Consider the following 26,052-nt stretch of genomic DNA (forward strand, 5'->3'; position numbering starts at 1 on the left):
CGCTTGTTTAGCAAACAAGTCCTTTCGGCCACTCAGGCAACTCTCCAAGCTCAAGAAACATGCCCTATTTTGCGGTTGCAAATGTAGCACAACATTCTATTTCTCACAACTATTTTCGTGATTTTTTTAATCTTTTTTCAATCTTTTTTTTAAAACACTTCACAATCAAACGAATAGAATTAACGAAAAAATGATATTAAATTTAAAATACAATCGCATAGATTCAAAATTTGAATTTCTATAAATTAAAGATTAAATTTGCTTTATTAACTAATACTATACAGAAAATGAACAAAAGAGTTGTTATCGTTTCTGCCGTTAGAACACCTATCGGAAGTTTCATGGGAGGATTATCTACAGTTCCTGCTCCACAATTGGGTGCTGCAGCGATAAAAGGGGCATTACAAAAAATTAATCTTGACCCAAAATTAGTTGATGAAGTTTTTATGGGCAACGTGATACAAGCCGGAGTTGGCCAGGCACCAGCACGTCAGGCTGCACTTTTTGCAGGATTATCTGATGAAGTTGCCGCAACAACCGTAAATAAAGTCTGTGCTTCCGGAATGAAAGCTGTTATGTTTGCTGCTCAGGCAATTGCGTGCGGTGATGCAGAAATTGTAGTAGCCGGAGGAATGGAGAACATGAGCCTGATTCCGCATTACGTACAAATGCGTAATGGAACTAAATTCGGTCCTGCTACAATGCTTGACGGAATGCAAAAAGATGGTTTGACAGATGCTTACGATAACAACGCAATGGGAGTTTGCGCTGATTTATGTGCGTCTGAATACAACATCAGCCGTGAAGAACAGGATAGATACGCTATTCAGTCTTACGAAAGAAGTGCAAAAGCGTGGGATGCCGGAAAATTTGATAATGAAGTTGTTCCTGTTGAAGTGCCGCAAAGACGCGGTGAACCCATTATATTTTCAAAAGATGAAGAATACACCAATGTAAAACTGGATAAAATTCCATCACTAAGTGCTGTTTTCACTAAAGACGGAACCGTCACTGCCGCAAATGCCTCAACAATAAATGACGGAGCTGCTGCGTTGGTTTTAATGTCAGAAGAAAAAGCAATTGCATTAGGATTAAAACCTTTAGCTTACATCAAAGGTTATGCTGATGCCGCTCAGGAACCAAAATGGTTTACAACCAGCCCGGCAAAAGCATTACCAAAAGCGTTGGAAAAAGCAGGAATTGCAATTGCAGATGTTGATTATTTCGAATTTAACGAAGCATTTTCTGTCGTAGGTCTGGCGAATTCAAAAATCTTAAATCTTGATAACAATAAAGTAAACGTAAATGGCGGTGCTGTTTCATTAGGCCATCCGCTTGGTTGTTCAGGAGCCCGAATAATCGTAACTTTATTAAATGTTTTAGAACAAAATAATGCCAAAACCGGAGCTGCAGCAATTTGCAATGGTGGCGGCGGTGCTTCGGCAATTGTTATCGAAAGAGCTTAAATAATACCTATGATTAGGAGTTATTGATTTAACTCCTAATTTCAACTTATAAATTACACTAAATGTTCGGAATCTGCAATCTCGCCATAGTACCCGTTCGGGCTGAACCAAGTGACAGAAGTGAAATCGTGACGCAGCTTTTGTTTGGCGAACACATCGAAATCTTAGAACGCCAAAATCAATGGGCACGAATTAAAATTCAGTTTGATGATTACGAAGGCTGGGTAGATTCTAAACAATATCAGGTAATTTCTGAAGCAAATTATAATCAGTTAAGCAATGAAGCCATTATTTTAAATGCTGACTTGATTGATTATATTACTTCATCAGATAATTTATTGCTTCCAATTCCACTTGGTGCTTCTTTATCATTTTTGAATAACAATGAAATCAATACCTCTAATTTCGATTTTGAAGGAACAAGAACGAGCGGTATTAAACCTAAAAGCGCATTGATCAATACTGCTTTTATGTATTTGAATGCTCCCTATCTTTGGGGCGGAAAAACACCATTCGGAATCGATTGTTCCGGTTTTACACAAATGGTTTACAAACTAAATGGCTATAAAATTCATCGCGATGCCTCACAACAGGCACTTGAAGGAGAACCGTTAAGTTTCATTGAAGAAAGCGAAGCCGGAGATCTGGCTTTTTTTGATAATGATGAAGGAAACATCATTCATGTCGGAATCATAATGGACAACAATTACATTATTCACGCAAGTGGAAAAGTGCGAATCGACCGTTTGGATCACTTAGGAATTTACAATCCGGAATTAAATAAGCATACACATAAATTAAGGGTAATCAAGAAGATTATTTAAATATTTCCTTTATTAAGTAAGTATCGTTTTCTAGCTGTCAAAGGGCTATTCACTGTTTGTTGTTTAAAAAATTTATCAAAGTGACTTTCGTCGGAAAGCCAAACTCATATGCAATTTCATTGATTCGTTTATTGCCAAAGACAAACGATGTTCAATCAGTTTCATTTTATAATTACTGCCGGGAGAATTATTTGTAGAAACATCTGTTTATGATGGTTTATGTTTGGTTTCCATAAAATGAATAAATTTGTAAGCATGGAAAAATTAGACAGTTTCCATTTCCACGACGTTGAAAAAGGTGCAACAGCTGAAAACATTGACCTCTTTAAGGAAAACTATACCAAACATTTAGAACAAACTTTTAAAACTTTATAATCATGATATCCATTACTGCCATCATCAAAAGCAAACAAGAAAATATCGAAGAAATCAAAAACATGATTCATCATTTGGTTACACAAACCAGAAAAGAAGAAGCCTGCATACGTTACGACCTTCACACGACAGAAAATGTGTTCATTATCTGGGAAGAATGGAAAGATCAGCCTGGACTTGACATTCATAATAATCAAATCTATTTACAGGATTTTATAAAGAAAAGTGAAAGTTTAGTTGCTTCGCCTATTCAGGTTTATAAAACAATACAGTCATTTTAAGCTGAAAATAAAAAGGAATAACCATTTTATAAAACCAATCGCTATTCCTTTTTAAATTACTTTATCCCTCCAAAAGCACCAAAACACATATTTTTGTGTAAAATTTCAACACTTTTAAAACCTACTTTTTTCATCAAATCCAATTGGTAATTCATGGATTTCGGCGAATCTTCTTTTTCTATATAATCGAATACCTTTTGACGATAGTCCGCTCCGCCAATTCCTTCCAAATAATCGCCGTAACGCTGCCAGATATATTCATTTAACAATTCGGTATCCTGCGTAATCAAATCCGAAATCATAAAGCAGCCTCCGGGTTTTAATAATTTAAAAATTTTCGTAAAAGTGGTTTCCCAATCCTGATCCTCTCGCAAATGATGCAAAACAGCTCCGGCCAAAATAATATCAAAATGATTTTCAGGTAAATCTACTTCACGTATATCGCCTTGCTTCGCTTCTACTTTTCCTTTGGTTGCTGCCGAAACTCTTTCAAAAGCCCGATCCAGCATTGGTAAACTCAAATCTACCAAAGTGCAATTTAAATTGGGAACTTTAGACAACATCATTACAGTATAATTGCCGGCACCGCAGCCGATATCCAATACATTTATGGCATTCGGAACAATTCTTTTCGATGCTTCGGTAATTAATTCTAACGATATGGTCGCGTCAATTGTAGCCACCTGCCCCGTTTCTAAATTCGAAAATCGTTCGACATCATTGTCAAAACGTTCTCTGATTTCTTTAGTAGTTGATTTTTTCATAGTTACTTTTATTAACATTATTTTTTTGTAAAAGTATCTCTTTGATATATACTTCAAAAATACTTATTTTGTCAATTACTAATACTTATAAGGTATCATGGAATTACGTCATCTTAAATATTTTTTGGCTGTAGCCGAAGAATTAAACTTTACCAAAGCTTCTGAGAAACTATTCATTTCACAACCTCCATTGAGCAGGCAAATCATCGAACTGGAAGAAGAAATCCAGGCTCGCTTATTCAACAGAAACAATAAAAAAGTAGAACTGACAGAAGCCGGAAAGTATTTTCAAAAAGAAGTAAAGGAACTTTTTGATAATTTAGAGCGCATTTCCGTAAAAACGAAAAAAATAGCGGAGAATATTTCGGGAGAATTCAGGATCGCCTATATCAGTTCAATTTATTCGGCAGTAATTTCAGATTTGATCAAACATTTAAAAGAGCAGTTTCCGTATGTGAATTTCAAGCTTTTTGAAGTTTCCACCACCAAACAAATTACAGCTTTGGAACAAGGAAAAATCGAAATGGGAATTATTCGTTCACCGGTTAAATCTCCCAAAATAAAATCGCAATTGTGGTTTCAGGATGGTTTTTCAGTAGTCTACAGCAAGAGCCACATTCAAATTAAGTCCGAAAAAGAAATTCCAAATCTAAAAGACGAAACCTTTGTGTTTTTCAATAAAGACTACGCACCGCATTATCAGGAAGTTTTATTGGAATTATGTGCTTTTTATGGATTTACGCCTAAAGTTGTCCACGAATCAAATAACATTAATTCAATTGTACAATTGGTCAAAAATGGCTTAGGAATTTCTATCGTTCCATCCAATATTGCGAAAAATAATCGTGATTCAGAAATTGGTTTTATTGAATTAAAGAAGGTAAATTTATTTACAGATGTTTCCTTAATTACATCAAAAGAAGATGATTCTGAAATCACAAAATCAGCAGTTGATTTTCTTTTGCATTTTAAAAAATGATCTCTAAAAAATGCAGATTTGCAAAGTTCTCTCTCATTTTATGTCATTTCGAGGAATGAGAAACAGTACGCATAATTAAGAATTTCATAAAAAACTTTACGTTTTGAATCTTTACCAGAAATTTACTTAAAGTTTAAAATAGTGCAAATTCGCGCAATTCTTTTCAACCAAAAAAACGTTACAATTTATCACACCATACTTCTCGCTTAAAAGATAACTTTTAAATATCTTAGCAAATTATAATTCTACTCAATAAAATCAATAAAAATGGCTGAGCAATCTTCAATTCAATGTCCAAACTGCGGCACCACTATCGATGTAAATGACATTCTGAAACATCAGCTTGAAGATAGTATCCGTAAAGAATTTCAGCAAAAAGCCAATGCTCAAAGCAGAGAATTGGAGCTTCGAAATGAGCAGTTTGAAAAAGCCAAATCCGAATTTGAAGCCAAAAAGAAACAGGAAAATGAACTTTTTGCTGAACGGCTGGAGCGTGAAAAGAAGATAGCTGAAAAAGATATTACCGAAAAACTAAAAAACAAACTCGAAGAAGAAAACAAAGATCGTTTGCTTTCGATGGAAAAAGAACTTTCGGAGAAATCTGAAAAACTTCGCGAACTTAATAAAATGACAGGCGAAATTGCCAAATTACAGCGTGAAAAACTGGAGATGAAAGAAGCAATCGAAGCCGAAGCTCAAAAACAACTCAACGCCACTTTGGTTTTGGAACGTGATAAAATCCGAAAACAGGAAGAAGAAAAAAACGAGTTAAAAATCAAAGAATACCAAAAACAATCTGACGACCAGAAAAAGCTGATCGAAGAAATGAAACGCAAGCAGGAACAAGGTTCTATGCAATTACAAGGCGAAGTCATGGAACTGGCGATCGAAGAATGGCTGGCGAATAATTTTCCGCTGGACAGTATCGATGAAATCAAAAAAGGTGCAAATGGTGCCGATTGCCTACAAATTGTCAACACCCGCGAACTGCAAAACTGCGGATCAATATATTACGAAAGCAAGCGTACCAAATCGTTTCAGCCGGCATGGATTGAAAAATTCAAAAATGATATCAGAACAAAAAGAGCCAACATTGGTGTTTTAGTAACCGAAGTTATGCCTGCCGGAATGGACCGAATGGGAATGCGGGACGGGATCTGGATTTGTACTTACGAAGAATTCAAAGGTTTGAGTGCCGTTTTACGTCAGTCTTTAATTCAGGTAAGCCAGGCAGTTCAGGCGCAGGAAAACAAAGGTGATAAAATGTCAATGTTGTATGATTTTTTAACCAGCAACGAATTCCGTTTGCAGATTGAAGGAATCGTAGAAGGTTTTACGCAAATGCAGGGCGATCTTGATGCCGAAAAAAGAGCGATGCAGCGTATCTGGAAACAACGCGAGAAACAAATCGAAAAAGTGGTTCATAATACTTTGGGAATGTACGGTTCGATTCGCGGTATTGCCGGAAATGCAGTACAGACCGTAAGAGCCCTGGAACTTGACTTTATCGAAGATGAGCAGGAGAAAGAACCTAAGGAACTAGAATAATTTAGAATAATCATTAGTAGCTCATTCCGGCTGTCCGTTATATCTTTTATGGCAAACCCCGCCATAAAAGGATGCCACTTTCATCCGGGCTAGGGTTACCGTTTTTAAAACACCTTTTTTTACAAAATAATTCACCTCACCAAAATGCAATTTATGCAGTAATTTACTTTATTTCTCATGTAGAATTGTTAAGAGATTTTGCTTTTTATTTTAGACAAAAAACCAACCATTTAGTTTACAACAAGTTAATATTTATTTTTGCCTAAAAACTTAACATTGGAAAACTTGTTTTATAATTACCTTTACTTAACTGTAAATTAACAATTTAGTTACATTGTCGATAATAGTCCTTGTATAAAAGTAAATTTAATATGGAAAAAATGACCGAAGAAACAAATCCTGAGAAAATTGATTCTCCAAAAACTAAAGCTGTACAACCTGTTACAGAACCTGTAAAAACTGAAAACACACCGGTTAAAAAGGCACCAGCCCGTAAAAATACACCAGTTAAAACAACTGCTGCAAAAACAGCTGCCGCTACAATAGGTACAACTGAACCAGCTGTTAAAAAAACCATAGCACCTACTGTTACAAAGGTTAAAACAAATGAAACAGTAAAAACAGAATTAAAAGAAGAGAATACTAACGAAGCAGTTACAGTTGAAAAAACTAAAAAAGACAAAACTGCTAAAAAAACCAAAAAAGTGAAAGATAAAGAAAAGGAAAAAGCCAAAAAGAAATTAGCAAAGAAAAAAGACGAAGCTAAAAAAGACAAAAAGAAAGAAAAAGCTAAAAAAGCAAAATTAAAAGCTGCAGCCAAGAAAAAGGAAAAAGCTAAAAAAGCGAAGGAAAAAGCGAAAGCTAAAAAAATAGCGAAAAAGAAAGCCAAATCTAAAAAGAAAGCAAAGGCTAAAAAGAAAAAATAATATTGAGAAAGGTTTGACTTAAATAAAGTTGAACCTTTTTTTTGTTACCCTCCTACAAGTCATTGCGAGGAATGAAGCAAACACATTCAATATATCCACAACAGTTACCAATGTTAGTGAGATTGCTTCGTTCCTCGCAAAGACAAAATCATCATAAAAATTCATCCCCCAATAGCAATCATACTGCGATTATCAAAATGCAATGCAGGATCATCCATTTCAGAAATAGTAACCATTCCGGCCCTGACTTTCTTTTTATTTTTAATGGATTCTGAAATTAAATTCGTGATCGATTCACCCTTTCTAAAAGCTGTCAGCAAATCGGTTTCTGAATTTGAGAAAAGACAATTTTTAATTTTTCCGTTTGCTGTCAGGCGAATTCGGTTGCAGCCATCACAAAATGGATTCGTAATAGAACTTATAATTCCGAAATTCCCTTGAAAACCTTTTATTTCGTAAGTTCTGGCTGTAAAGTTTTTTTCATCATCCAGTTTTATAATTTCATCTGAAGCAAAAGTTTCTTCAACCTGCAATAAAATTTCACTTTGAGATACCATTTTACTCCTGTCCCACTCGTTTCCGGCAAAAGGCATAAACTCTATGAATCGTATTGAAAGAGGTAAAAACTTAGTCAATTGTACAAAATCAATGATTTCATTTTCATTAAAACCTTTCATCAAAACGACATTTACTTTTACTTCAAAATCATGATTCAAAAGCAAATGCAGATTATCAATTACTTTCTCAAACTGATTTCGAAGCGTTATAGAATGAAATTTAGATGAAACAAGCGTATCTAAACTTAAATTGATTTTTTTGATGTTAGCTTCTTTTAAAACATCTATATGACGATCAATTAAAATACCATTTGTGGTAATCGAAAGCGAAGTATTTAAAGTGGATAGTTTTGAAACAATCTCACGAAAATCTTTTCTTAATAACGGTTCCCCCCCCGTTAACCTAATTTTATGAACACCATTTTCCACGAAAGTCTGGGCAATTGCAAAAATCTCATCCGCCGTCATTAAGCTGGCTTTTGGAGACAATACGATTCCGTCAGCCGGCATGCAATATGTACAACGCAAATTGCATTTCTCCAGTAACGAAATACGCAAATAATTGTGTTTTCGTCCAAAATCATCCATTAAAATGGTTTTAGAGGCTGTCATGATTTTTTCCTTTTAAAATATGAAAAACGTGCATTACGTGCGGAAAAACAGCATCCATAGATTCCCTTGCCCCGTTGGTTGATCCCGGCAAAGCCAGCACCAGACTTTTTCCTAATGTTCCTGCAACGGTTCTTGATAACATGGCGTATGGCATGCGTTGCTGTCCGTAGTTACGAATCGCTTCTTCGATTCCCGGAATTCTGCTTTCTAATAATGGCGCTAATGCTTCTGGAGTAACATCTCTTGGTGATAATCCGGTTCCACCCGTAAAAATGACCAGTTGATGTTCTTCGGCGAAAGCCTTGGTTCTTTCCTGAATGATATCAATTTCATCAGGAATAATTTCATAATGTGCGGTTTCAACTCCGTAGGAATTCAGTTTCTCGACTATGATTTTTCCGGAACGATCTTCTTTCTCACCTGCAAAAATTGAATCGGAACACACAAAAACCGCTGCTTTTATGGTATACGGAAATTTATTTTTGAAAGACGATTTTCCACCTTCTTTATTAATTAGTTTGATGGTAGAAATTTCGATTTCCTTATCGATTGGTTTCAACATGTCGTACATCGTCAACGCCACAATTGAAGCTCCGTGCATTGCTTCAACCTCAACTCCTGTTTTGTAAACTGTTTTTACATTGAAGATAATCTGAATTGTTAGATCCTCGATTTTATATTCAACTGAAGTAAATTCAATCGGTAGTGGATGACAATCCGGAATTGATAAATGCGTATTTTTTACTGCAAATAATCCGGCTGTTTTTGCCATTTCGAGCACATTCCCTTTTGGTACCAGATTATTAACCACTGCATCAATTGTCTCTTGCCTGCTGACTTTGACAATTGCTGTAGCCGTTGCTGTTCTTAACGTGCTTATTTTATGCGTAATATCTACCATATAAATTTTATTAGGTATTTTGTTTCCAGGTGAAGGCATCGTTTTCAAACATTTCCTTGCCAAAAATTGGCACATCTGTTTTAATCCAGTTGACAATGGCTTCTGTAGCTTCATAAACCTGTTTTCGTCTCGTTGCCGAAACAAATACGAACAGACAAATTTCACCTGCTTTTACAACGCCCAAACTGTGATAAATATGCATACAGGTCAAATCGAATTTGGCAAATGCTTTTTCACGAATCGCATGCAAAGCTTCGTTAGCCATATCAGTATAAGCCGAATAATCAATCGCCACAACCGTATTGTCATGCATCACATCTGCACGAACCTGTCCTAAAAAAATATTATGTGCACCAATCGTATGTTTAGACTGATGTTTAGCAATCGATTCAGCGATAAATTCAGGAGAAATTGGCCCTTCTATAAATACATTTTTACTCATCTTTTATTTTTTATTACCACAGATTAAATGTCTTTTTTGCCACAAATTACACAAATTTTCACAAATTAATTCCATGAAGAATAACCTAATATTGTCATTTCGACGAAAGAGACAATTATTATAGCAAACAGGTGAAGCAAATCACACTCGATTCTATAAAAACTGATAATTCTGATTGCGGAGTTACTTGCGATGATTCTTCGTTTTCAGAATGACAAATAGCACGAAATAATTTATACTTTTATATTTTCTTCTTTCAATAATTGATTCAATGCCAAAGCACCTCCGGAAATACTTTTTATATTTTTAAAATCCTTGTTTTGAAGCAATTCAACAGCCATTTTACTTCTGATTCCTGATTGGCAAAACACGTAAATAGTTTGATTTGAATTCAGTTTATCAATTTCGTTTTCTAAATTCATCAGCGAAATCTGCATTCCATTTTTGAAATTTATTTTGGGAAGTTCATCTGAATTGCGAACATCTAAAAACACTATTTTATCATTCTTCATTTCATTTAAAACAGCTTCAGGTGCAATTTCTTCAACAGTGTTTTCAATTGACGGATATTTCTCTTCGAAAATAGTGCTATTCATTACAATTGAAACATTTTTTTCGAAATCATATTTCTGCTGTTCATTATTCAGAATATTATAAACCAGTATTTTTCCGTTTAAAACCTCTCCGATTCCCAAAATAATTTTTATAACTTCATTGGCTTGTAACATGCCGATAATTCCAACTGAAATTCCGATTACCCCGGCGTCTGTACAATTTGCAGATGAACTGTTTTCGTCCGGATATAAACATCTGTAAGTTGGACCTTTTTTATAATTAAAAACTGAAACCTGTCCCTGAAACCTGAAAACTGAACCGTAAACCATTGGTTTATTCGTCAAAAGACAAGCATCATTTATTAAATATTTAATCTGAAGATTGTCCGTCGCATCTACAATTATATCATGCTTTTCGAATAATGAAATCGCATTTTTGCCTGATAATTTTTCTGATATTGCGTTCACTTTAACTAACGGATTCAATTCGGCTACCATTGCTTTGGCTTCATCCACCTTGTGTTTTCCAACTGCTGAACTTTTATAAATGACCTGGCGCTGTAAATTGGAAACTTCGATAACATCATCATCAACAATACCAATTTCTCCAACCCCGGCTGCCGCCAAATAGGGTAAAATTGCCACACCTAAACCACCGGCACCAATTAATAAAACTTTCGCTTTCGATAGTTTAAACTGGCCGTTTTCTCCAATTTCCGGAAGAATTATTTGTCGGTTATAACGTGCTGTCGTATTCATTATATTCATTTTAACCTCCGGCAAATGGAGGAAGTAACGCCACTACATCACTTGTTTTCAAAGTATATTGGGCAGCTTTTGGTATTATTTTCTGGTTGACGGCAACACTGAAAGAAAGCGAATCGAATTGGTATTTTGCTTCCAAATCCTGTAATAATTCCTGCAGGGAAACTTCAGAAGACAATACATTTTCGTACGAACATTTCGTTTTTTCGGCTACGGCTCCAAAATACTTAACTTCTATCATTATTATAGATTTAAATTCTGAAATATAAACTCATCTTCAAAATGCTCCTGAAAATAAGAAGTAAGTTTTGAAGTATTTTTAACCACTTCGCCAATTACGATAATTGCTGGTGAAGAAATGTTTTTATCCGCAACCAATTTGGTAATTGAACTGATATTTCCTACCACTTTTTGTTCTGAATTTTTAGTTCCGTTCTGAATAATGGCAATTGGCAGATCATCCGTTCTGTTTTCCTGATAAATGGCGATGATTTCCTCTAATTTATGCATTCCCATTAGAATAACAACAGTTGCAGCTGATTTTGATGCTAAATTTACATCTTTTGATAATTCATGATTGGATGTTGTACCGGTAATCACCCAGAAACTTTCAGCTACTTTTCGTTGTGTAAGACTGATCCCAACCGAAGCAGGAACTCCCAAAGCAGATGAAATTCCGGGAACTACAGCCGTTTCCAATCCCAATTTTTCTGAATATTCGATTTCTTCACTTCCGCGTCCAAAAACAAACGGATCTCCGCCTTTTAATCGCACAACATGACCATGACGATTTGCCATTGCAACAATCAATTCGTTGATTTGATCCTGTGTATAAGCATGACATCCTAAGCGTTTGCCCACAAAAACAATTTCTGCTTTGGTTGCGTATTGCAGTAATTCTTCATTGACCAGGGCATCATACAAAACCACATCAGCATTTTCTAACGCTTTTATTGCTTTTAGCGTAATCAGTTCAACATCTCCCGGTCCTGCGCCTACTACTGTTAACTTTGGTGTTTTTACGTTTTGCATAATCTATTAACTTAAATTGATATTCAGGTCGTTTAATTCGTCAACCGAATTAATATTGGTTAAAGGAAGGTTTTCGCTTTCTTCTATTTTTATAATCTGATGAGGCACCTTGTCTAAAAAATTCATCATTTTAAGATCATCTGTCTCAATTGCTTCTTTTATAATTGGAAGTATTTCTTTAGAATAAATTCCGATTAACGGATGCAATGTGCTTTCTGTTGCAAAAACCGTTATTCCGGCTTCTTTATTATGTTTTGAAATTAACTCTGACAATAATTCTGTCGAAATTAATGGAATATCACAACTCAAAATCAGATTAAATTCGGTTTCAGAATTTATCAATGCTGTGTAAATTCCACCCAAAGGTCCTTTGTCTTTAACAATATCTGCTGTTTTTTGATAAGGCAAATAATCGTAATCATTTGTATTCGTAATCAACTGAATATTCTCAGTTACTGGCAAAATCGCCTGAATAATATGTTCTATAAATGGTTTTTCCTGAAACAAAACCATTCCTTTCTCTGACTGCATTCGGGAGCTTTTTCCTCCACAAAGAATAAATGCTGTTAGTGTTTCCATTATTAATTTATTTGTTTCAGGTTTAACATTTCAGGTTTTTACCAACCTTTCTTTTTTTCAACACATAGAAACATAGTTTTTCTTTATGTTTAAAGGCGTTTCATTTTGCATGAATACACATAGCTATGTGTGATAATGTGTTATATTTTTAATCTTTTTTTTATCAAACAAATCTATGTTTCTATGTGTTAAACGTTCTTGCCTTTTAAGGAAAAATCAATTTGATGCTCGCCATTAAAATCACTGTTCCCAAAACTATTTTTAAGGTTTTGTTGGAGAAATAACCACTTCCATAAAAACCTCCCAAAACTCCTCCTATTACTGCAATCGGAACCAGATAAAAACTTTCGATCGGGATTATTTTTCCTCCCAAAAAGAATCCTAACATTCCTGCAAATGAATTCACAAAGATGAACAGACTCGAAATTGCTGCAGATTCCTTAACTGAAGCCCATCCTAAAAATAATAAAATCGGACTTAAAATGATGCCACCGCCGATACCCAACATTCCGGATAACAAACCGATTACAAATCCAATCGCTAAAGCGAAAGGTAATTTTATCTGAACCGTTTCTTTTTCCTTAAAATTGAATATTCCGAATAGTCTAAGAGCTGCAAAAACCAATACAATTCCCAAAACAACTTTATAAACCGTATTGTCCAAAGTAATAAATCCACCAATAAAGGCTGCCGGAATCGACGCTATTGCAAACGGATAAAATAGTTTGGGTTTGAAATAATTCATTCTGTAATAAAAGAAGAACGAAATGCTGGAAACAAATAAATTCAATAATAATGCCGAAGGTTTCATAACTGCCACCGGAAAAGCAAAAATGGTCATTAATGCCAAATAACCGGATGCGCCGCCGTGACCTACACTTGAGTATAAAAACGCAATTACGATTAAAGCGAAACTGAACAGTATTATATTTTCGGAACTAAGTAACTGCATTGTTTTTTTCTTTCAGGTTTCTTGCTATATATTTTAATTTTACAAATTGCATCTTATTGAAATTCTTTATTCTTTATTCTTTATTCTTTATTCTAAGATCCAAACCTTAATCAATCGGTAATAATGTTACCGATTCTCCTTTTTTATATCTTTCTATTTCTTCCGGAACGATTAGCAGACTATTGGCTACCGCAAATGTATTGAGCATAGCTGAACTTTGACCCTGTAAAACAGTTACATTGGTTTCATCGTATTTTGCTTTTAAGAACAATGTTTTTCCTGTATTATTTTCTATATCCGAATTTAACTTTCTAATAATTTTTGTTTTTTGAATTTCAGAAAAACCCATTTTATTTTTAATTGCCGGACAAACATAAATATAAAAATTTGTGAGTGATGAAGCAGGATTCCCGGGTAAAGCAAAAACTAAGGTTTCATCCTTTTTGCCAAAAAACATTGGTTTCCCGGGTTTTTGGTTGATTTTATAAAAAAGCTCTTCGACTTCATTTTCAAGTAATGCTTCTTTTACAAAATCATAATCTCCTACTGAAATTCCGCCAGAAATTAAAACAACATCAAATTTTGCCAATATTTTTTTTAAAGCTTTCTTCGTGGCTTTCAGATTGTCTTTTACTTTAAAAACTTTTGTTTTATTAATGCCTATAGTTTGAAGCGCAGCTTGTAACATGACCGAATTACTTTCGTAAATTTTGCCTTTTGGCAATTTCTTCCCAGGTTTTACCAGTTCATTTCCGGTAACCAAAATGGCTACTTTAGGTTTTTTGTAAACTGTAATTTCTGTAATTCCCAAACAAGCCAAAAAACCAATTGCAGCCGGTGTGATTAAAGTATTGGCTTCAAAAACTACTTCTTCTTTATTAATTTGTTCTCCTTTTGCACGGACATTTGTAAATTGATCCGGCATTCTTGTAATCAATATAGAATTTTCATTTGCCATTACGTGCTCCTGCATGACAACAGTGTCGGCAGCTGCAGGAACAAAAGCTCCTGTAAAAATTCGGACAGCCTCGTTTGGCTTCAATTTTATATCGGAATGATCACCCGCCTGTGAACTGCTTACAACATCATATTGTTGTTTTTCACTATGTATGAAAGCATAACCATCCATTGCTGACTGTCGAAAAGGCGGCATTGCAATTGGCGAATATACCGTTTCTGCCAAAACATATTCCAGTGCTCTACTTACTGGTTTTTTCTGCAATGGCATTTTCGAGCTATTCTCAGCTACGATCGTTAAAGCTTCATTAACTTGTATCATTTTTAAAATATAAACTAAGTATAAATACTTATTACAAATGTAAGTATTTATTACTAGTATGGTTAAAAATTTTAATTTATTTTTTATGACTATAAAATTACTCTAATTTATTTAAAGTCAATGTTTAAATAAGGCCGCTTTTTATTCTAAAATTCTCGTTTTTAAAACCTTTGATAGGTTTAAAGACTGTTTGAGGAGAAATGAAATATCCTTAATTTAAAAAGCATCACCTAATTAATATCTTCTAAGATATAGTTTTTAACATTTATTCATTTACAATAAGAATATAAAATGTGAATATCAAAAATTTAAGAAAAAAATTTAGAATCAAATTATATTATTTTATCGTCTGATAAAAAAAACTTCAATTTTTTTTGGATTTTATTATATTAAAATTAACTTTGTCTATAGAATTAGTAGAGTTTAAAATCATATTTAAATCAAAGGCACTATATTTTGAAAACAACTGAAAGCATATCGTATTACCATCTTCAAAAAAAATATACAAATAACACTCTTTGTTATATGTGCTTCTGTTGCTAAACCTCTCATAATTTTGTTACTATCAATTTATTAGAAATTGGTTAAAACAAATCTATAAAACACAAGAATTTATTGATATACAAAAATCTGTTTGATACATAATCTGTGTCAAAAAGACTCTAAAACTATACATATAAACTAAGAAAATTGAATCAAACTAAAAAACAAATAAAATGAAAAAGATGCACACCTGTTGCTGTAAATAAAAAATGCCATTTCTGCGGCAACAGAAATGGCGAGGCTTAAAGAATATTTATCGCTAAATAAAGGAAACAATGAGAGAGTTGAAAAATCAACTTTCAGGGTTCCTTGTTAATTACTTAAACCAATACAAAGAAATGAAAAAAAAGTTAAATACATATTCATTACTATTTTTCCTGTTTTTATCAGCCGGAATTAAGGCACAAAATACAACGCCGCTTATACAGTCTAAACTTGACGGAACAGTAATAGATGCAGTAACCAATCAACCGGTTATAGGAGCTTCTGTAATTATAAAAGGAACAACGCATGGTGTACAAACAGATACAGAAGGTAAATTTTATTTTCAGACAGGTCAAAAATTTCCTTACACATTAGTCGTAACTTATATAGGCTACAAAAAAGGAGAAGTAATTGTTGAAGGCAATCCGGTCATTATACATTTAAAAGAAGATGTTCAGGAATTGAACGAATTGGTAGTAGTGGGTTATGGTTCTCAAAAAAGAAAAGACATTACGGGTTCAATCGCTTCAGTTCCAAAAGCAAATTTAAGTCAGGTTTCATCTTCTGCAGATAATTTATTAAGAGGTGCTGTATCCGGTGTAGTTGTCACCCAGAGTTCAGGACGTCCCGGAGCTTCTTCCAGCGTTCGAATCAGGGGAGGAAACTCAATCACTGCAGGTAATGAGCCTTTGTATGTAGTAGATGGAATATTAATTTACAATGACAATAATAATGGTACTGCCGGAGTATCTTTTGCAGGTGCCGGAGTCAATGTACTTTCTACCATTAATCCTGGTGATATTGAGTCTATCGAAGTGTTGAAGGATGCTTCTGCTACAGCCATTTACGGCTCACGTGGTGCTAATGGAGTAATTCTTATTACAACTAAAAAAGGTACAAAAGGTCAGGATAACATTTCATATCAAGGTTACTTTGGATTTCAGAATGTTTCCAAAAAATTAGATCTTTTAAATGCCAGCCAATGGGCAAGCCTTCGAAATGACATACAAGCGAGTATTGGTCAGGCTCCATCCTTCTCTGCTGCTCAGATTGAAGCTTTTAAAACATCAGGAAATTATGACTGGCAATCGGAGGCTTTCAGGGTTGCAGCACCCATTCAGAATCATCAATTATCACTTTCAGGAGGTGATGAACGTTCAAGATATGCTATTTCTGCAGGTTATTTCGATCAGGAAGGAATCGTAATTGGTTCTGACTTTAAACGAATTTCGATTCGTGTTAACTACGAAAGAAACTACTCCCAAAACTTTAAATTTGGAGTAAATGCGAATTATACCAATTCCATATCCAATGGTGTTGGAACAAATGGTGGTACAGCAGCAGGAAGAAATCCAAATCCTTTGGTTGGAATTCTTCTTAATGCTCCGGTAGTTCCAATAAAAAATGCTGACGGAAGTTATAATGTGACCAACAACCCTTACGCAACCTCTGTTAATGGTTTTATACCGAATCCGATTAATGACCTGGTCAATACAATAAACGAAACCAAGCTGGACAGGGTTTTAACCAGTTTGTTTGGAGAATATAAAATCAACAAAAAAATCACAGCTAAGGTTGCTGTTAGCGGAGATGTCATCAATACCAAACAGAATTATTATGTACCATCGCACACTTCAACAGGTGCGGGAACCAAGGGATTAGCTTCTTCAGGAAGCAGATTGGTAGGTTCTGTACTGAATGAAAACACCCTGAATTACAATACCAATTTTGGTGATAACCACAAATTCTCTGCATTGGGAGGTTATACGCTTCAATATACAAAAGGTGAAGTTGTCAATGCCGGTGCCAACACCTTTGTAAACGATGCCAATACCTATAATGCACTTCAGGATGGTGTAGCAGTAAAGCCCTATTCAGATGCATTCGAAAGTGTTTTGAAATCATGGCTGACCAGAGTTAACTATTCTTATAAAGGAAAATACAATTTTACAGTATCTGCACGTGCGGATGGTTCTTCAAGATTTGGTTCTGAATCACTTTGGGGATATTTTCCTTCTGCAGGATTTTCATGGAATATTACTGAAGAAAGTTTTGCCCAAAACATTAAAGGAGTAACAGAAGCTAAACTTCGTTTAAGTGCCGGAACAACAGGAAATCAGGAAATTGGAAATTACCTTTCGTTAGCTTCAATTGGTTCTGTAAATTATTCTTTTGGTGGTACATTACAAACAGGATTGGCTCCTACCCGACTGGCTAATTCAGATTTAAGATGGGAAAAAACAAATCAGTACAATGTTGGTCTGGACTTGTCATTATTAGACCGAAAAATAAATTTTGTTTTTGATGTGTACTATAAAAAAACAAATGATTTGCTTATCAATGTTCCTGTGCCGCTTATTTCAGGATATCCTACAATTCTTCAAAATATTGGAGGTGTTGAAAATAAAGGAATTGAAATTGGTTTGATAACCGAAAATATCAAAACAGACAATTTTTCATGGAATTCTAATTTTGTGTTTTCAGCCAATAGAAACAAGGTAATTGAAATTGGAAACGGAGTGGATCAGTTTTTTCCGGTGGTACCAAATGGCTCTTTACTGCAGCAACAACCTGTAACAGTAAAAGTAGGATTGCCTCTTGGAAGTTTTTGGGGATACAAAACCAATGGTATTTTTCAGAATCAGGAAGAAATCAATACGCAGCATAAAATAAACAGTCTTGCCAATACAAAAATTGGAGACAGAAAATATGTGGATACCAATGGCGACGGAATAATTACAGCTACTGACAAAGGTGATCTTGGAAGTTCACAGCCAAAATTTGTTGGAAGTTTCAGTAATACGGTTTCTTATAACGATTTTGATCTGAATTTTTCTTTTCAGGGAGCTTATGGCGGTAAAATATTTAATGCACTGAACCAGCAATTAGAAATCTCGACTCTTGGTACTAATGTATCCTCTACTCTTGAAGATCGCTGGACTCCGACGAATCCAAACAATGAAATTCCGCGTGCGTCAAGTTCTCCTCTTGGGATAGTTTCTGAACGTTATGTAGAAGACGCTTCTTTTGTCAGACTAAAACTGATCACATTAGGATATACACTTCCAAAAAGCCTTTCTTCAAAATTAGGAACAAAGAGTGTTAAGTTTTATGTATCTGCAGAAAATTTGATTACATGGACAAAATACAAGGGTTACGATCCTGAAGTAAGTTCTTACGAACAAAATAACCTATATCCCGGAATTGACTTTGGAGCTTATCCAAATTCCAAAACTTTTATTTCAGGTATAAACGTAACTTTTTAAGACTATAAAAATTTAAACAATGAAAAAGATAATAACATTGCTATTCACTGTCACTTTGTTTGTATCGTGCACAGAGCTGGAGGTAACACCAACCTCTTTTAAAACCGAAGAAAATTTATTTATTACACAGGATGATGCTGTAGCAAGTGTAACAGCTGCCTATGCTTCTTTAAGTCTTGATCCGGGGGAGCAAAGTTTATTCGGCAGAAACTTATATTTCCTTACCGATATGGGATCTGATTATGCAGCAGCGGGAGTTTCTGCAACAAATCCTCAGGTAAGAGCCATGAGCTCTTTAACGCATGATGCTACTAATGATCGTGTTCAGGTGGCCTGGCGCCAAATTTACGCCGGAATCAACATAGCCAATATCGCTATTGATAATATTCCAAAAGTAACAGGTTCAGAAGTGGTAAAAACCAGACTGATCAATGAAGCTAAATTTATCAGAGGCTTATTGTATTTTCAGGCAGTTCGCCTTTGGGGCGGAGTTCCAATTAGATTGCATGAGCCAACTTCTATTAATGTAGAAAATTTAAAAACTCCAAAAGCTACTGTAGACGAGGTTTACACCCAAATCATCAAAGATTTAACTGATGCTGAAAGTCTGCCTGCCACATATCCTTCCAATGAAGCCGGACGCGCTACTTCTGGTGCTGCAAAAGCTATTTTGGCAAAAGTATACCTGACCAGAAGAGAGTGGCCAAATACTATTCTTAAAGCTAAAGAAGTTATTAATGGCGACTATGGATATGCTCTTTTCGAAAATTTTGGAGACATATTCAATAAAACGAAAAAGAACGGAAAAGAACATATTTTTTCTGTACAGTTCGAACCCAATCAGGCAGGGAATGGCTCTAGTGGAAACAATTTCCAGGCAACTTCTTTTACAGGATTTACGGCTACTGAACCAGCAGATATCATTTCTGATGTTGCCTTATTTTATGATATTTATGCAACTGGAGATGTAAGAAGGGATGTGAGTTATAAAAAACAATTATTGAATCCTGCCACAGGAACATTATACACTTTTCCAAAGCCAATTTTTGCCAAATATCTTGATTTGTCCAATTTAGCTACACCATCTAACGTGGCTATTAATGTTCCGATTGTTCGTTACGCTGATATTTTATTATCTCTTGCAGAAGCAATTAATGAACAAAGCGGAGCAACTTTAGAAGCTCATGAATTGGTAAATCAGGTAAGAAGAAGAGCTTTTGCAAAACCAATCCTGACACCAGATGCAACTGTAGATTTAGTGGGATTGACAACTACTCAGTTAACGGAAGCAATTCGTGAAGAACGTAAAAAAGAATTTGTTCAGGAAGGACAAAGATGGTTTGATTTAGTGCGTTGGGGAACTTTGGTTACAGAAATCAAAAAAGTAACGGCTAAAAACTCTGTCTCGGAACGTAATAATTTATACCCGATTCCACAAAGTGAGCGCAATATTGATCCTGTCGGATTACCTCAAAACGATGGTTATTAATGAAAAAACTATATAAGAGTAAAGAAAATGATTAAAAAACTGTTCATTATTGCCCTATTGGTTGTTGCACAATTTCAGCTATCTGCTCAGAAAAAGCAACCTAATATCATCGTCATTTTAGCGGATGATTTAGGTTTCTCAGATATTGGTGCTTTTGGCTCGGAGATTAAAACACCAAATCTGGATAAACTCGCTAAAAACGGACTTATTCTAAATCAGTTCTACAATGCAGGGCGTTGCTGTCCTTCCCGGGCTTCATTGCTTACGGGTTTATATCCGCATCAGGCAGGTGTTGGGGATATGGTGCAGGACAAGGGGTTTCCGGCTTATCAGGGATATTTAAACGAGCATTGTATCACGATTGGGCAAGCACTCAAACAAGCAGGATATAATACTATAGTTTCCGGAAAATGGCATGTTGGTTTAGTGCCATCAGCTTTGGCGGTGAATCGGGGTTTTGATGATTCTTTTACTCTACAAAACAATGGGAGCAGTTATTTCAACTCGGAACCTTTGTATAACGACGGTAGAAAAGTTACTTTTTTGAAAGGAGATAAAGAAATTATTCGCAAGGATACTTCTACCTATCTGACTCAGGAAATAACCAATTTTGCCATTAATTCTTTAGAAAAACAGCGCCATAAGCAAAAGCCATTTTTTCTTTATGTTGCTTATAATGCGCCACATTGGCCCATTCAGGCATTGCCAGAAGATATTGCAAAATACAAAGGCAAATACCTGGAAGGGTGGGATAAATTAAGAGTAAGCCGTTTTAAAAAATTAAAAGAACAGGGAATAATTGATAAAAAGTGGAACTTATCCAATCGTTTTGAAAAAGTGCCGGATTGGGAAAAACTAAGTGTTGAAGAAAAAGACAAATGGGATACCCGAATGGCAATTTACGCCGCCATGATTGACCGAATGGATGCCGGAATTGGACAAATCCTACAGAAAGTAAAGTCTTTGGGAGAAGAAGATAATACGCTTATTCTTTTTCTTTCGGATAACGGAGGAAGTGCGGATGATGTAAAAAACTGGAATTACGTGACACAAAAAAATGGAACACCAGGTTCAGTTGCGTCAATTGACAGTTACGAAAGTCCTTGGGGAAATGTGAGCAACACGCCTTTTCAATTGTTCAAAAAGAATACCCATGAAGGTGGAATTGCTTCTCCTTTTATCGCTTATTATCCAAAGCATATCAAGGCAGGGACAATAAGTAATAGAGTAACTCATTTGATTGATATTTTTCCAACTTTTCTTGAATATGCAGATTTTAAGTATCCCGATTCTTTTCAGGAAAAAAAGCTAACACCCTTAGAAGGCATTAGCTTAAAAAAGGAATTTCAAGGACAACAATCTAATGCACATCAAGCTTTATTTTGGGAACATGAAGGAGGCAAAGCAGTAAGAAAAGATAATTGGAAAGCGGTAGCCGAAAACAATCAGCCATGGGAATTGTACAATCTTGCTACCGACCGGACAGAAACAAAAAATCTGGCAAAGTCAGAACCGCAACTGCTCCAAAGCCTGATTGAATTACATCAGCAGTGGTCAGCGAAAGTAGGTGTCGAAGATTGGAATAAAATAAAGCTTTAGTTTCAAAATTATATAATAGAATAAATACTTAAAAAAAAAAAAAATGATGAAAAAATTAAAAATTAGCTCAAAAATTAAAAGTCCACAAAAGGAATTTTTGATTACTGCAATATTTCTTGCACAATTTGGTTTTGCCCAGCAAAAACCAGAAGAATTTAAAGGTGTAATCGGTAAAACTTTAGCCGATTCTAAAGAATATTGGCCGGAATCCGTTAAAGCCCCTAAAGGTGCACCAAATGTAGTTTGGATCTTATTAGATGATGTTGGATTTGGAGCTTCAACTGCTTTTGGAGGTTTAATTCAGACCCCAACTTTTGATCAGTTAGCCAACAATGGTTTACGTTATACCAACTTTCATACTACTGCCATTTGTGCTCCTACCCGTGCGGCACTTTTGACAGGAAGAAATTCAGGAAGAGTTCATGTAAGTGGATTTTCACATACGATTTTATCTGCCGGTTTTCCGGGATGGGATGGAAGAATCCCTTCTGATAAAGGGACTATTGCTGAGATTTTACGTGAAAATGGTTATAATACTTTTGCAGTTGGTAAATACGGCGTTACGCCAGACGAAGAAGCTTCTGACGCTGGTCCGTTTGACAGATGGCCAACAGGAAAAGGTTTTGATCACTTCTACGGATTCTTAGGATCCCAAACCGATCAATACAATCCTGATTTGGTTGAAGATCAGGTTCATGTTGTTCCTGACGGACGTCATTTAAATGAATTGATTACTGATAAAGCAATCAGCTATATTAAGACACAACAAAAAGCGGCACCCGGAAAACCTTTCTTCTTGTATTATGCACCCGGCGCTGCTCATGCACCTCATCAGGTGGCTACAAAATGGAGCTATCCCTACAAAGGAAAATTTGACAAAGGCTGGGATGCTTATCGTGAAGAAGTGATTGCTAACCAAAAGAAATTGGGTGTAATTCCTTCAAACGCAGTTTTACCGGAACGCAATCCTCTAATTGCTGACTGGAAAAAACTAATTCCGGACCAAAAGAAAGTGTACGCTCGTTTCATGGAAGTTTATGCGGGATTCCTAACGTATACTGATTCTGAAGTTGGAAGAGTGGTGAATTATCTAAAAGAAAGCAATCAATTAGAAAACACAGTGATTTTTGTGGCAATTGGAGACAATGGCGCCAGTAAAGAAGGGACTACAGAAGGGACAATCAACCAAAGTTTATTTTCTCAGGGAACCTCCGACGAGGAAAATCTGAAGAAAAACTTAGCTAATATTGATGAAATTGGAACAGCAAAAGGTCTGAATACCAACTTTCCTTTAGGATGGGCTCAGGCAACGAATGTACCTTTCAAAAACTGGAAACAAGATGCGCAATCTGAAGGTGGAACTCATAATCCTCTGATTGTTTTTTATCCAAACGGAATTAAAGAAAAAGGCGGAATCAGAAATCAATATAGCCACGTAACCGATTTGCTTCCAACCACTTTGGATATTGCCGGAATCAAGGCGCCGGAATATATCAAAAATGTGAAACAGGATATTATTCAGGGTTCTTCTTTATATGCTTCATTAAATAATGCCAATGCAGAATCATTACACAAGGTGCAATACTATTACATTTTTGGAAACAGAGCGATTTACAAAGATGGTTGGAAAGCGGGAGCAGCACATTTACCGGATTCATTTGCAGTAAAAAAATCTTTAGGCAAAACTGACAAACCTGTAGAAAGCAATTTTGATGCAGATGTCTGGGAATTATACAACCTCAACGAAGATTTTAACGAGCGTAATAATTTGGCACAAAAATACCCGGAAAAGTTAGCCGAATTGAAAAAACTGTTTGATGAACAAGCTAAGGAAAATAATGTTTATCCGTTAATTGACTGGCAGGATGTGTATAACAGAAAAATACATAATTCTGGCGCAGATAAAGGTAAAACACTTCAGGATTTGATTAAGCAGGCTACTAAACCAGGAAGCGCCGGAACTTCAAATTAATCTCATTTAATCCTGTAAGTTAAAAAGCTTACAGGATTAAATCCAACTTGTAAATATATTGGATAAATATATCTAACAAAATATTATAAAAAGATTAAATTAAATTCTACTAATTACATAGAATTAGTATTTTTAATTTTTAATTTTATCAAATAATTGCGAATCCATTTCTGGAACGAGATAAAGATTTTAAATAATAAAAAGGAAATCATGAGAAAAGCAGATTACGAAGTAATAGGAAAAAAGATTGTCGTTGGGATAATCGTGTTTTTAATACCATTGGTCATTCTGGCTGGAGGTTTAACATTAGTTAATCAAATTTTAAAATAAGAAATCATGGCATTAGATCAAACAAAACTAAAAAGAGACTTAGGTATCAGCCTATTTATTTATACTTTGCCAGTATTGGCAATTTATCTGTATTTTAAATTGAATAATGGTATAGTAACAGAATCACATCTTACATTACCAACCTATTTAAAATTTTTACAGCCTGCCTTTACCAATATTAGAAGCTGGGGTTTAATTGTATTCTCAGTCGTTTTGGGAATTGTTGAATTTGCTGCCGGTTTGTATGATGATCACTGGACCGGTCGTGAACGTAAAATAGATGTTATTTGTTTTTTAGCACCAAAATTGCTTCTACCTCCGGTAATCACTTTTTTTAGCTTAACCGCTTTACCTTATTTAGTTCCAAATTTGGCCAATACACTTTCATGGGTGCCATTTTGGGGAGGTTTTTTCCTGATTGCTATTGCAGATGATTTAACGCAATATTGGTACCATCGTTTGCACCATCAGGTTCCGTTTCTATGGCGTTTTCACAGAACCCATCATTCTGCTCCGTATATGGGAATGGCGATGGCATCAAGACAAAACTTCATTTACACGGTGTTTTTCTCTCAAATATATTTAACGGCTACGCTTACTTTTTTAGGATTGGGATTGCCAGCCTTATTTGTTTTGGTTATTAAAAGTATCATAACATTAGGAGCACATTCAAGTATTGCCTGGGATAAACCGTTTTACAAATACAAAGTATTGCATCCGGTTGCATGGGTTTTAGAGCGCCTTATTTCTACTCCGGCTACGCATCACGCTCATCATGCTGATACAAGCGGTGATGGTGTTGGGCATTTTAAAGGAAACTTCGGTAATATGTTTTTCTTGTGGGATGTAATGTTCGGTACAGGTTTAATCACTCGTAAATTTCCAGAATCATACGGAACAAAATCATACAAAAGTGAAGAATGGTATGCTCAGTTTCTGTGGCCGATATTCAAATCTAAAATCGAAGGAAGTCCATTAGCTGATGGTGTACTTGCTCTTCCGATTTCTCAAAAAAAGGAAATAGTTTCATCAAATTCAGCAAATCTTGAACCAGTTCAATCTTAAAATCATGAAAAAACAAAATTTAAAAAATAATATCACAGCTATCATACTGCTGTTATCCATTGCCGGATTTGCGCAAAATGAAAAATCAAATACAGTGTCACTGAATGAGTTTTATTCAAAGATAAAAAGCGAAAAAAATCCACAGATAATTGATGCCAGAGGTCCGGAAGAATACGCACTCAATCATATTGAAGGTGTTGTGAATTTTAATCTGGAGTCAAAAGATTATGCGCAGCAAGTAGCAAAATTAGACAAGACAAAACCTGTTTTTACCTATTCTATTGGTGCGGGAAGAAGTGTCTGGCTGGCCAACGACTTATTAAAAAAGGGCTTCAAACAGGCTTATAGTTTAGAAGGCGGTATTGCGAACTGGATTGGTAATGGAAAACCATTTTATGCTAATTCAAAAAGTAAATTATCATTAGCAGAATACAATAAAATCATTGCTGACAATACTACTGTTTTGGTCGATATTGGTTCAAAATATTGTGGCGCCTGCAAGAAAGTGAAACCAGTTCTGGAAACCATTAAAACTCAATATGGTGAAAATTTGAAAATCGTAGAAATTGATTTGGAGGAAAACCCACAAATTGTAGCCGATTTAAAAACCGTAAAAGTTTTTCCAACCCTCATTTTATATAAAAACGGTGAAATTATTTTCAAAAAAGATGGTTTAGGTGATCTTAAAAAAGATGTTGATGTTGCATTGGCGAAATAATAATAAAAGTGATGCCCGATACAACTAAAT

The 26,052-nt window shown here is 35.2% G+C and carries 22 protein-coding genes; 12 read left to right on the plus strand and 10 right to left on the minus strand.

Annotated elements, in window-relative coordinates:
• Positions 1–287: 287 nt before the first annotated feature.
• The 3 genes from ABI657_RS06370 (at position 288) to ABI657_RS06380 (ending at position 2,946) form a co-directional block, all read left to right on the plus strand.
• Positions 288–1,466 carry an acetyl-CoA C-acyltransferase gene (locus ABI657_RS06370; RefSeq protein ID WP_348096407.1) on the plus strand — a complete coding sequence of 393 codons (1,179 nt, stop codon included), beginning with the start codon at positions 288–290 and terminating at the stop codon, positions 1,464–1,466.
• A gap of 62 nt (positions 1,467–1,528) precedes the next feature.
• On the plus strand, positions 1,529–2,290 hold the full coding sequence (locus ABI657_RS06375) for a C40 family peptidase (protein ID WP_348096408.1): 762 nt from the start codon (positions 1,529–1,531) through the stop codon (positions 2,288–2,290).
• A gap of 377 nt (positions 2,291–2,667) precedes the next feature.
• Entirely contained in the window at positions 2,668–2,946 is a 279-nt protein-coding gene (locus ABI657_RS06380; RefSeq protein WP_348096409.1) for a putative quinol monooxygenase, read from the plus strand.
• Between the two features lie 56 nt (positions 2,947–3,002).
• Here ABI657_RS06380 and ABI657_RS06385 read toward each other — a convergent pair whose 3' ends face one another.
• Complete coding sequence (locus ABI657_RS06385) at positions 3,003–3,710, minus strand: methyltransferase domain-containing protein (protein WP_348096410.1); 708 nt, start codon at positions 3,708–3,710, stop codon at positions 3,003–3,005.
• A 97-nt stretch (positions 3,711–3,807) separates the two neighbouring features.
• On the opposite strand from ABI657_RS06385, the gene ABI657_RS06390 reads away from it, so the two are divergent.
• From ABI657_RS06390 to ABI657_RS06400, 3 genes are all read left to right on the plus strand, one after another.
• On the plus strand, positions 3,808–4,689 hold the full coding sequence (locus tag ABI657_RS06390) for a LysR family transcriptional regulator (RefSeq protein WP_348096411.1): 882 nt from the start codon (positions 3,808–3,810) through the stop codon (positions 4,687–4,689).
• A 267-nt stretch (positions 4,690–4,956) separates the two neighbouring features.
• A complete protein-coding gene (locus tag ABI657_RS06395; RefSeq protein WP_348096412.1) occupies positions 4,957–6,237 on the plus strand; it encodes a DUF2130 domain-containing protein in 1,281 nt (426 codons plus the stop codon).
• A 380-nt stretch (positions 6,238–6,617) separates the two neighbouring features.
• Positions 6,618–7,163: a hypothetical protein gene (locus tag ABI657_RS06400; protein WP_348096413.1), complete on the plus strand. Its 546-nt coding sequence runs from the start codon at positions 6,618–6,620 to the stop codon at positions 7,161–7,163.
• A 161-nt stretch (positions 7,164–7,324) separates the two neighbouring features.
• Here ABI657_RS06400 and moaA read toward each other — a convergent pair whose 3' ends face one another.
• From moaA to glp, 9 genes are all read right to left on the minus strand, one after another.
• Complete coding sequence (gene moaA / locus ABI657_RS06405) at positions 7,325–8,332, minus strand: GTP 3',8-cyclase MoaA (protein ID WP_348096414.1); 1,008 nt, start codon at positions 8,330–8,332, stop codon at positions 7,325–7,327.
• A complete protein-coding gene (gene moaCB / locus ABI657_RS06410) occupies positions 8,319–9,233 on the minus strand; it encodes a bifunctional molybdenum cofactor biosynthesis protein MoaC/MoaB (protein ID WP_348096415.1) in 915 nt (304 codons plus the stop codon). The genes moaA and moaCB overlap by 14 nt, the downstream gene beginning before the upstream one ends.
• A 10-nt stretch (positions 9,234–9,243) precedes the next feature.
• Entirely contained in the window at positions 9,244–9,675 is a 432-nt protein-coding gene (locus tag ABI657_RS06415; protein WP_348096416.1) for a molybdenum cofactor biosynthesis protein MoaE, read from the minus strand.
• Between the two features lie 233 nt (positions 9,676–9,908).
• Complete coding sequence (locus ABI657_RS06420) at positions 9,909–10,988, minus strand: HesA/MoeB/ThiF family protein (RefSeq protein WP_348096417.1); 1,080 nt, start codon at positions 10,986–10,988, stop codon at positions 9,909–9,911.
• A 10-nt stretch (positions 10,989–10,998) separates the two neighbouring features.
• Complete coding sequence (locus ABI657_RS06425; protein WP_348096418.1) at positions 10,999–11,235, minus strand: MoaD/ThiS family protein; 237 nt, start codon at positions 11,233–11,235, stop codon at positions 10,999–11,001.
• Positions 11,236–11,237: 2 nt separating this feature from the next.
• On the minus strand, positions 11,238–12,026 hold the full coding sequence (gene cobA, locus ABI657_RS06430) for a uroporphyrinogen-III C-methyltransferase (protein ID WP_348096419.1): 789 nt from the start codon (positions 12,024–12,026) through the stop codon (positions 11,238–11,240).
• A gap of 6 nt (positions 12,027–12,032) precedes the next feature.
• Positions 12,033–12,605, minus strand: coding sequence for a molybdenum cofactor guanylyltransferase (locus ABI657_RS06435; protein ID WP_348096420.1), 573 nt, complete (start codon positions 12,603–12,605; stop codon positions 12,033–12,035).
• 205 nt (positions 12,606–12,810) lie between these two features.
• On the minus strand, positions 12,811–13,557 hold the full coding sequence (locus ABI657_RS06440) for a sulfite exporter TauE/SafE family protein (RefSeq protein WP_348096421.1): 747 nt from the start codon (positions 13,555–13,557) through the stop codon (positions 12,811–12,813).
• A 106-nt stretch (positions 13,558–13,663) separates the two neighbouring features.
• Positions 13,664–14,836 (minus strand): gephyrin-like molybdotransferase Glp, encoded by a 1,173-nt coding sequence (gene glp / locus ABI657_RS06445; protein ID WP_348096422.1) that lies wholly within the window; start codon positions 14,834–14,836, stop codon positions 13,664–13,666.
• An 881-nt stretch (positions 14,837–15,717) separates the two neighbouring features.
• Here glp and ABI657_RS06450 point away from each other — a divergent pair.
• From ABI657_RS06450 to ABI657_RS06475, 6 genes are all read left to right on the plus strand, one after another.
• Entirely contained in the window at positions 15,718–18,849 is a 3,132-nt protein-coding gene (locus tag ABI657_RS06450; protein ID WP_348096423.1) for a TonB-dependent receptor, read from the plus strand.
• A gap of 19 nt (positions 18,850–18,868) precedes the next feature.
• On the plus strand, positions 18,869–20,338 hold the full coding sequence (locus tag ABI657_RS06455) for a RagB/SusD family nutrient uptake outer membrane protein (RefSeq protein WP_348096424.1): 1,470 nt from the start codon (positions 18,869–18,871) through the stop codon (positions 20,336–20,338).
• 27 nt (positions 20,339–20,365) lie between these two features.
• Positions 20,366–21,937 carry an arylsulfatase gene (locus ABI657_RS06460; protein WP_348096425.1) on the plus strand — a complete coding sequence of 524 codons (1,572 nt, stop codon included), beginning with the start codon at positions 20,366–20,368 and terminating at the stop codon, positions 21,935–21,937.
• A gap of 43 nt (positions 21,938–21,980) precedes the next feature.
• Complete coding sequence (locus tag ABI657_RS06465; protein WP_348096426.1) at positions 21,981–23,909, plus strand: arylsulfatase; 1,929 nt, start codon at positions 21,981–21,983, stop codon at positions 23,907–23,909.
• A gap of 336 nt (positions 23,910–24,245) precedes the next feature.
• Positions 24,246–25,304: a sterol desaturase family protein gene (locus ABI657_RS06470; RefSeq protein ID WP_348096427.1), complete on the plus strand. Its 1,059-nt coding sequence runs from the start codon at positions 24,246–24,248 to the stop codon at positions 25,302–25,304.
• A gap of 4 nt (positions 25,305–25,308) precedes the next feature.
• Positions 25,309–26,022 carry a thioredoxin domain-containing protein gene (locus ABI657_RS06475; RefSeq protein ID WP_348096428.1) on the plus strand — a complete coding sequence of 238 codons (714 nt, stop codon included), beginning with the start codon at positions 25,309–25,311 and terminating at the stop codon, positions 26,020–26,022.
• The last annotated feature ends 30 nt before the right edge of the window (positions 26,023–26,052 follow it).

It is taken from the genome of Flavobacterium sp. (genome assembly GCF_039930565.1).
In the GTDB taxonomy this organism is placed as follows: domain Bacteria; phylum Bacteroidota; class Bacteroidia; order Flavobacteriales; family Flavobacteriaceae; genus Flavobacterium.

Coding starts and splice junctions, on each gene's coding strand:
- ABI657_RS06375 (WP_348096408.1), top strand. CDS start 1,529: ATGTTCGGAATCTGCAATCTCGCCATAGTACCCGTTCGGGCTGAACCA.
- ABI657_RS06395 (WP_348096412.1), top strand. CDS start 4,957: ATGGCTGAGCAATCTTCAATTCAATGTCCAAACTGCGGCACCACTATC.
- ABI657_RS06435 (WP_348096420.1), bottom strand. CDS start 12,605: ATGGAAACACTAACAGCATTTATTCTTTGTGGAGGAAAAAGCTCCCGA.
- ABI657_RS06455 (WP_348096424.1), top strand. CDS start 18,869: ATGAAAAAGATAATAACATTGCTATTCACTGTCACTTTGTTTGTATCG.
- cobA (WP_348096419.1), bottom strand. CDS start 12,026: ATGCAAAACGTAAAAACACCAAAGTTAACAGTAGTAGGCGCAGGACCG.
- ABI657_RS06380 (WP_348096409.1), top strand. CDS start 2,668: ATGATATCCATTACTGCCATCATCAAAAGCAAACAAGAAAATATCGAA.
- glp (WP_348096422.1), bottom strand. CDS start 14,836: ATGATACAAGTTAATGAAGCTTTAACGATCGTAGCTGAGAATAGCTCG.
- ABI657_RS06400 (WP_348096413.1), top strand. CDS start 6,618: ATGACCGAAGAAACAAATCCTGAGAAAATTGATTCTCCAAAAACTAAA.
- ABI657_RS06425 (WP_348096418.1), bottom strand. CDS start 11,235: ATGATAGAAGTTAAGTATTTTGGAGCCGTAGCCGAAAAAACGAAATGT.
- ABI657_RS06385 (WP_348096410.1), bottom strand. CDS start 3,710: ATGAAAAAATCAACTACTAAAGAAATCAGAGAACGTTTTGACAATGAT.
- ABI657_RS06450 (WP_348096423.1), top strand. CDS start 15,718: ATGAAAAAAAAGTTAAATACATATTCATTACTATTTTTCCTGTTTTTA.
- ABI657_RS06415 (WP_348096416.1), bottom strand. CDS start 9,675: ATGAGTAAAAATGTATTTATAGAAGGGCCAATTTCTCCTGAATTTATC.
- moaA (WP_348096414.1), bottom strand. CDS start 8,332: ATGACAGCCTCTAAAACCATTTTAATGGATGATTTTGGACGAAAACAC.
- ABI657_RS06465 (WP_348096426.1), top strand. CDS start 21,981: ATGATGAAAAAATTAAAAATTAGCTCAAAAATTAAAAGTCCACAAAAG.
- ABI657_RS06440 (WP_348096421.1), bottom strand. CDS start 13,557: ATGCAGTTACTTAGTTCCGAAAATATAATACTGTTCAGTTTCGCTTTA.
- ABI657_RS06475 (WP_348096428.1), top strand. CDS start 25,309: ATGAAAAAACAAAATTTAAAAAATAATATCACAGCTATCATACTGCTG.
- ABI657_RS06370 (WP_348096407.1), top strand. CDS start 288: ATGAACAAAAGAGTTGTTATCGTTTCTGCCGTTAGAACACCTATCGGA.
- ABI657_RS06390 (WP_348096411.1), top strand. CDS start 3,808: ATGGAATTACGTCATCTTAAATATTTTTTGGCTGTAGCCGAAGAATTA.
- ABI657_RS06470 (WP_348096427.1), top strand. CDS start 24,246: ATGGCATTAGATCAAACAAAACTAAAAAGAGACTTAGGTATCAGCCTA.
- ABI657_RS06460 (WP_348096425.1), top strand. CDS start 20,366: ATGATTAAAAAACTGTTCATTATTGCCCTATTGGTTGTTGCACAATTT.
- moaCB (WP_348096415.1), bottom strand. CDS start 9,233: ATGGTAGATATTACGCATAAAATAAGCACGTTAAGAACAGCAACGGCT.
- ABI657_RS06420 (WP_348096417.1), bottom strand. CDS start 10,988: ATGAATACGACAGCACGTTATAACCGACAAATAATTCTTCCGGAAATT.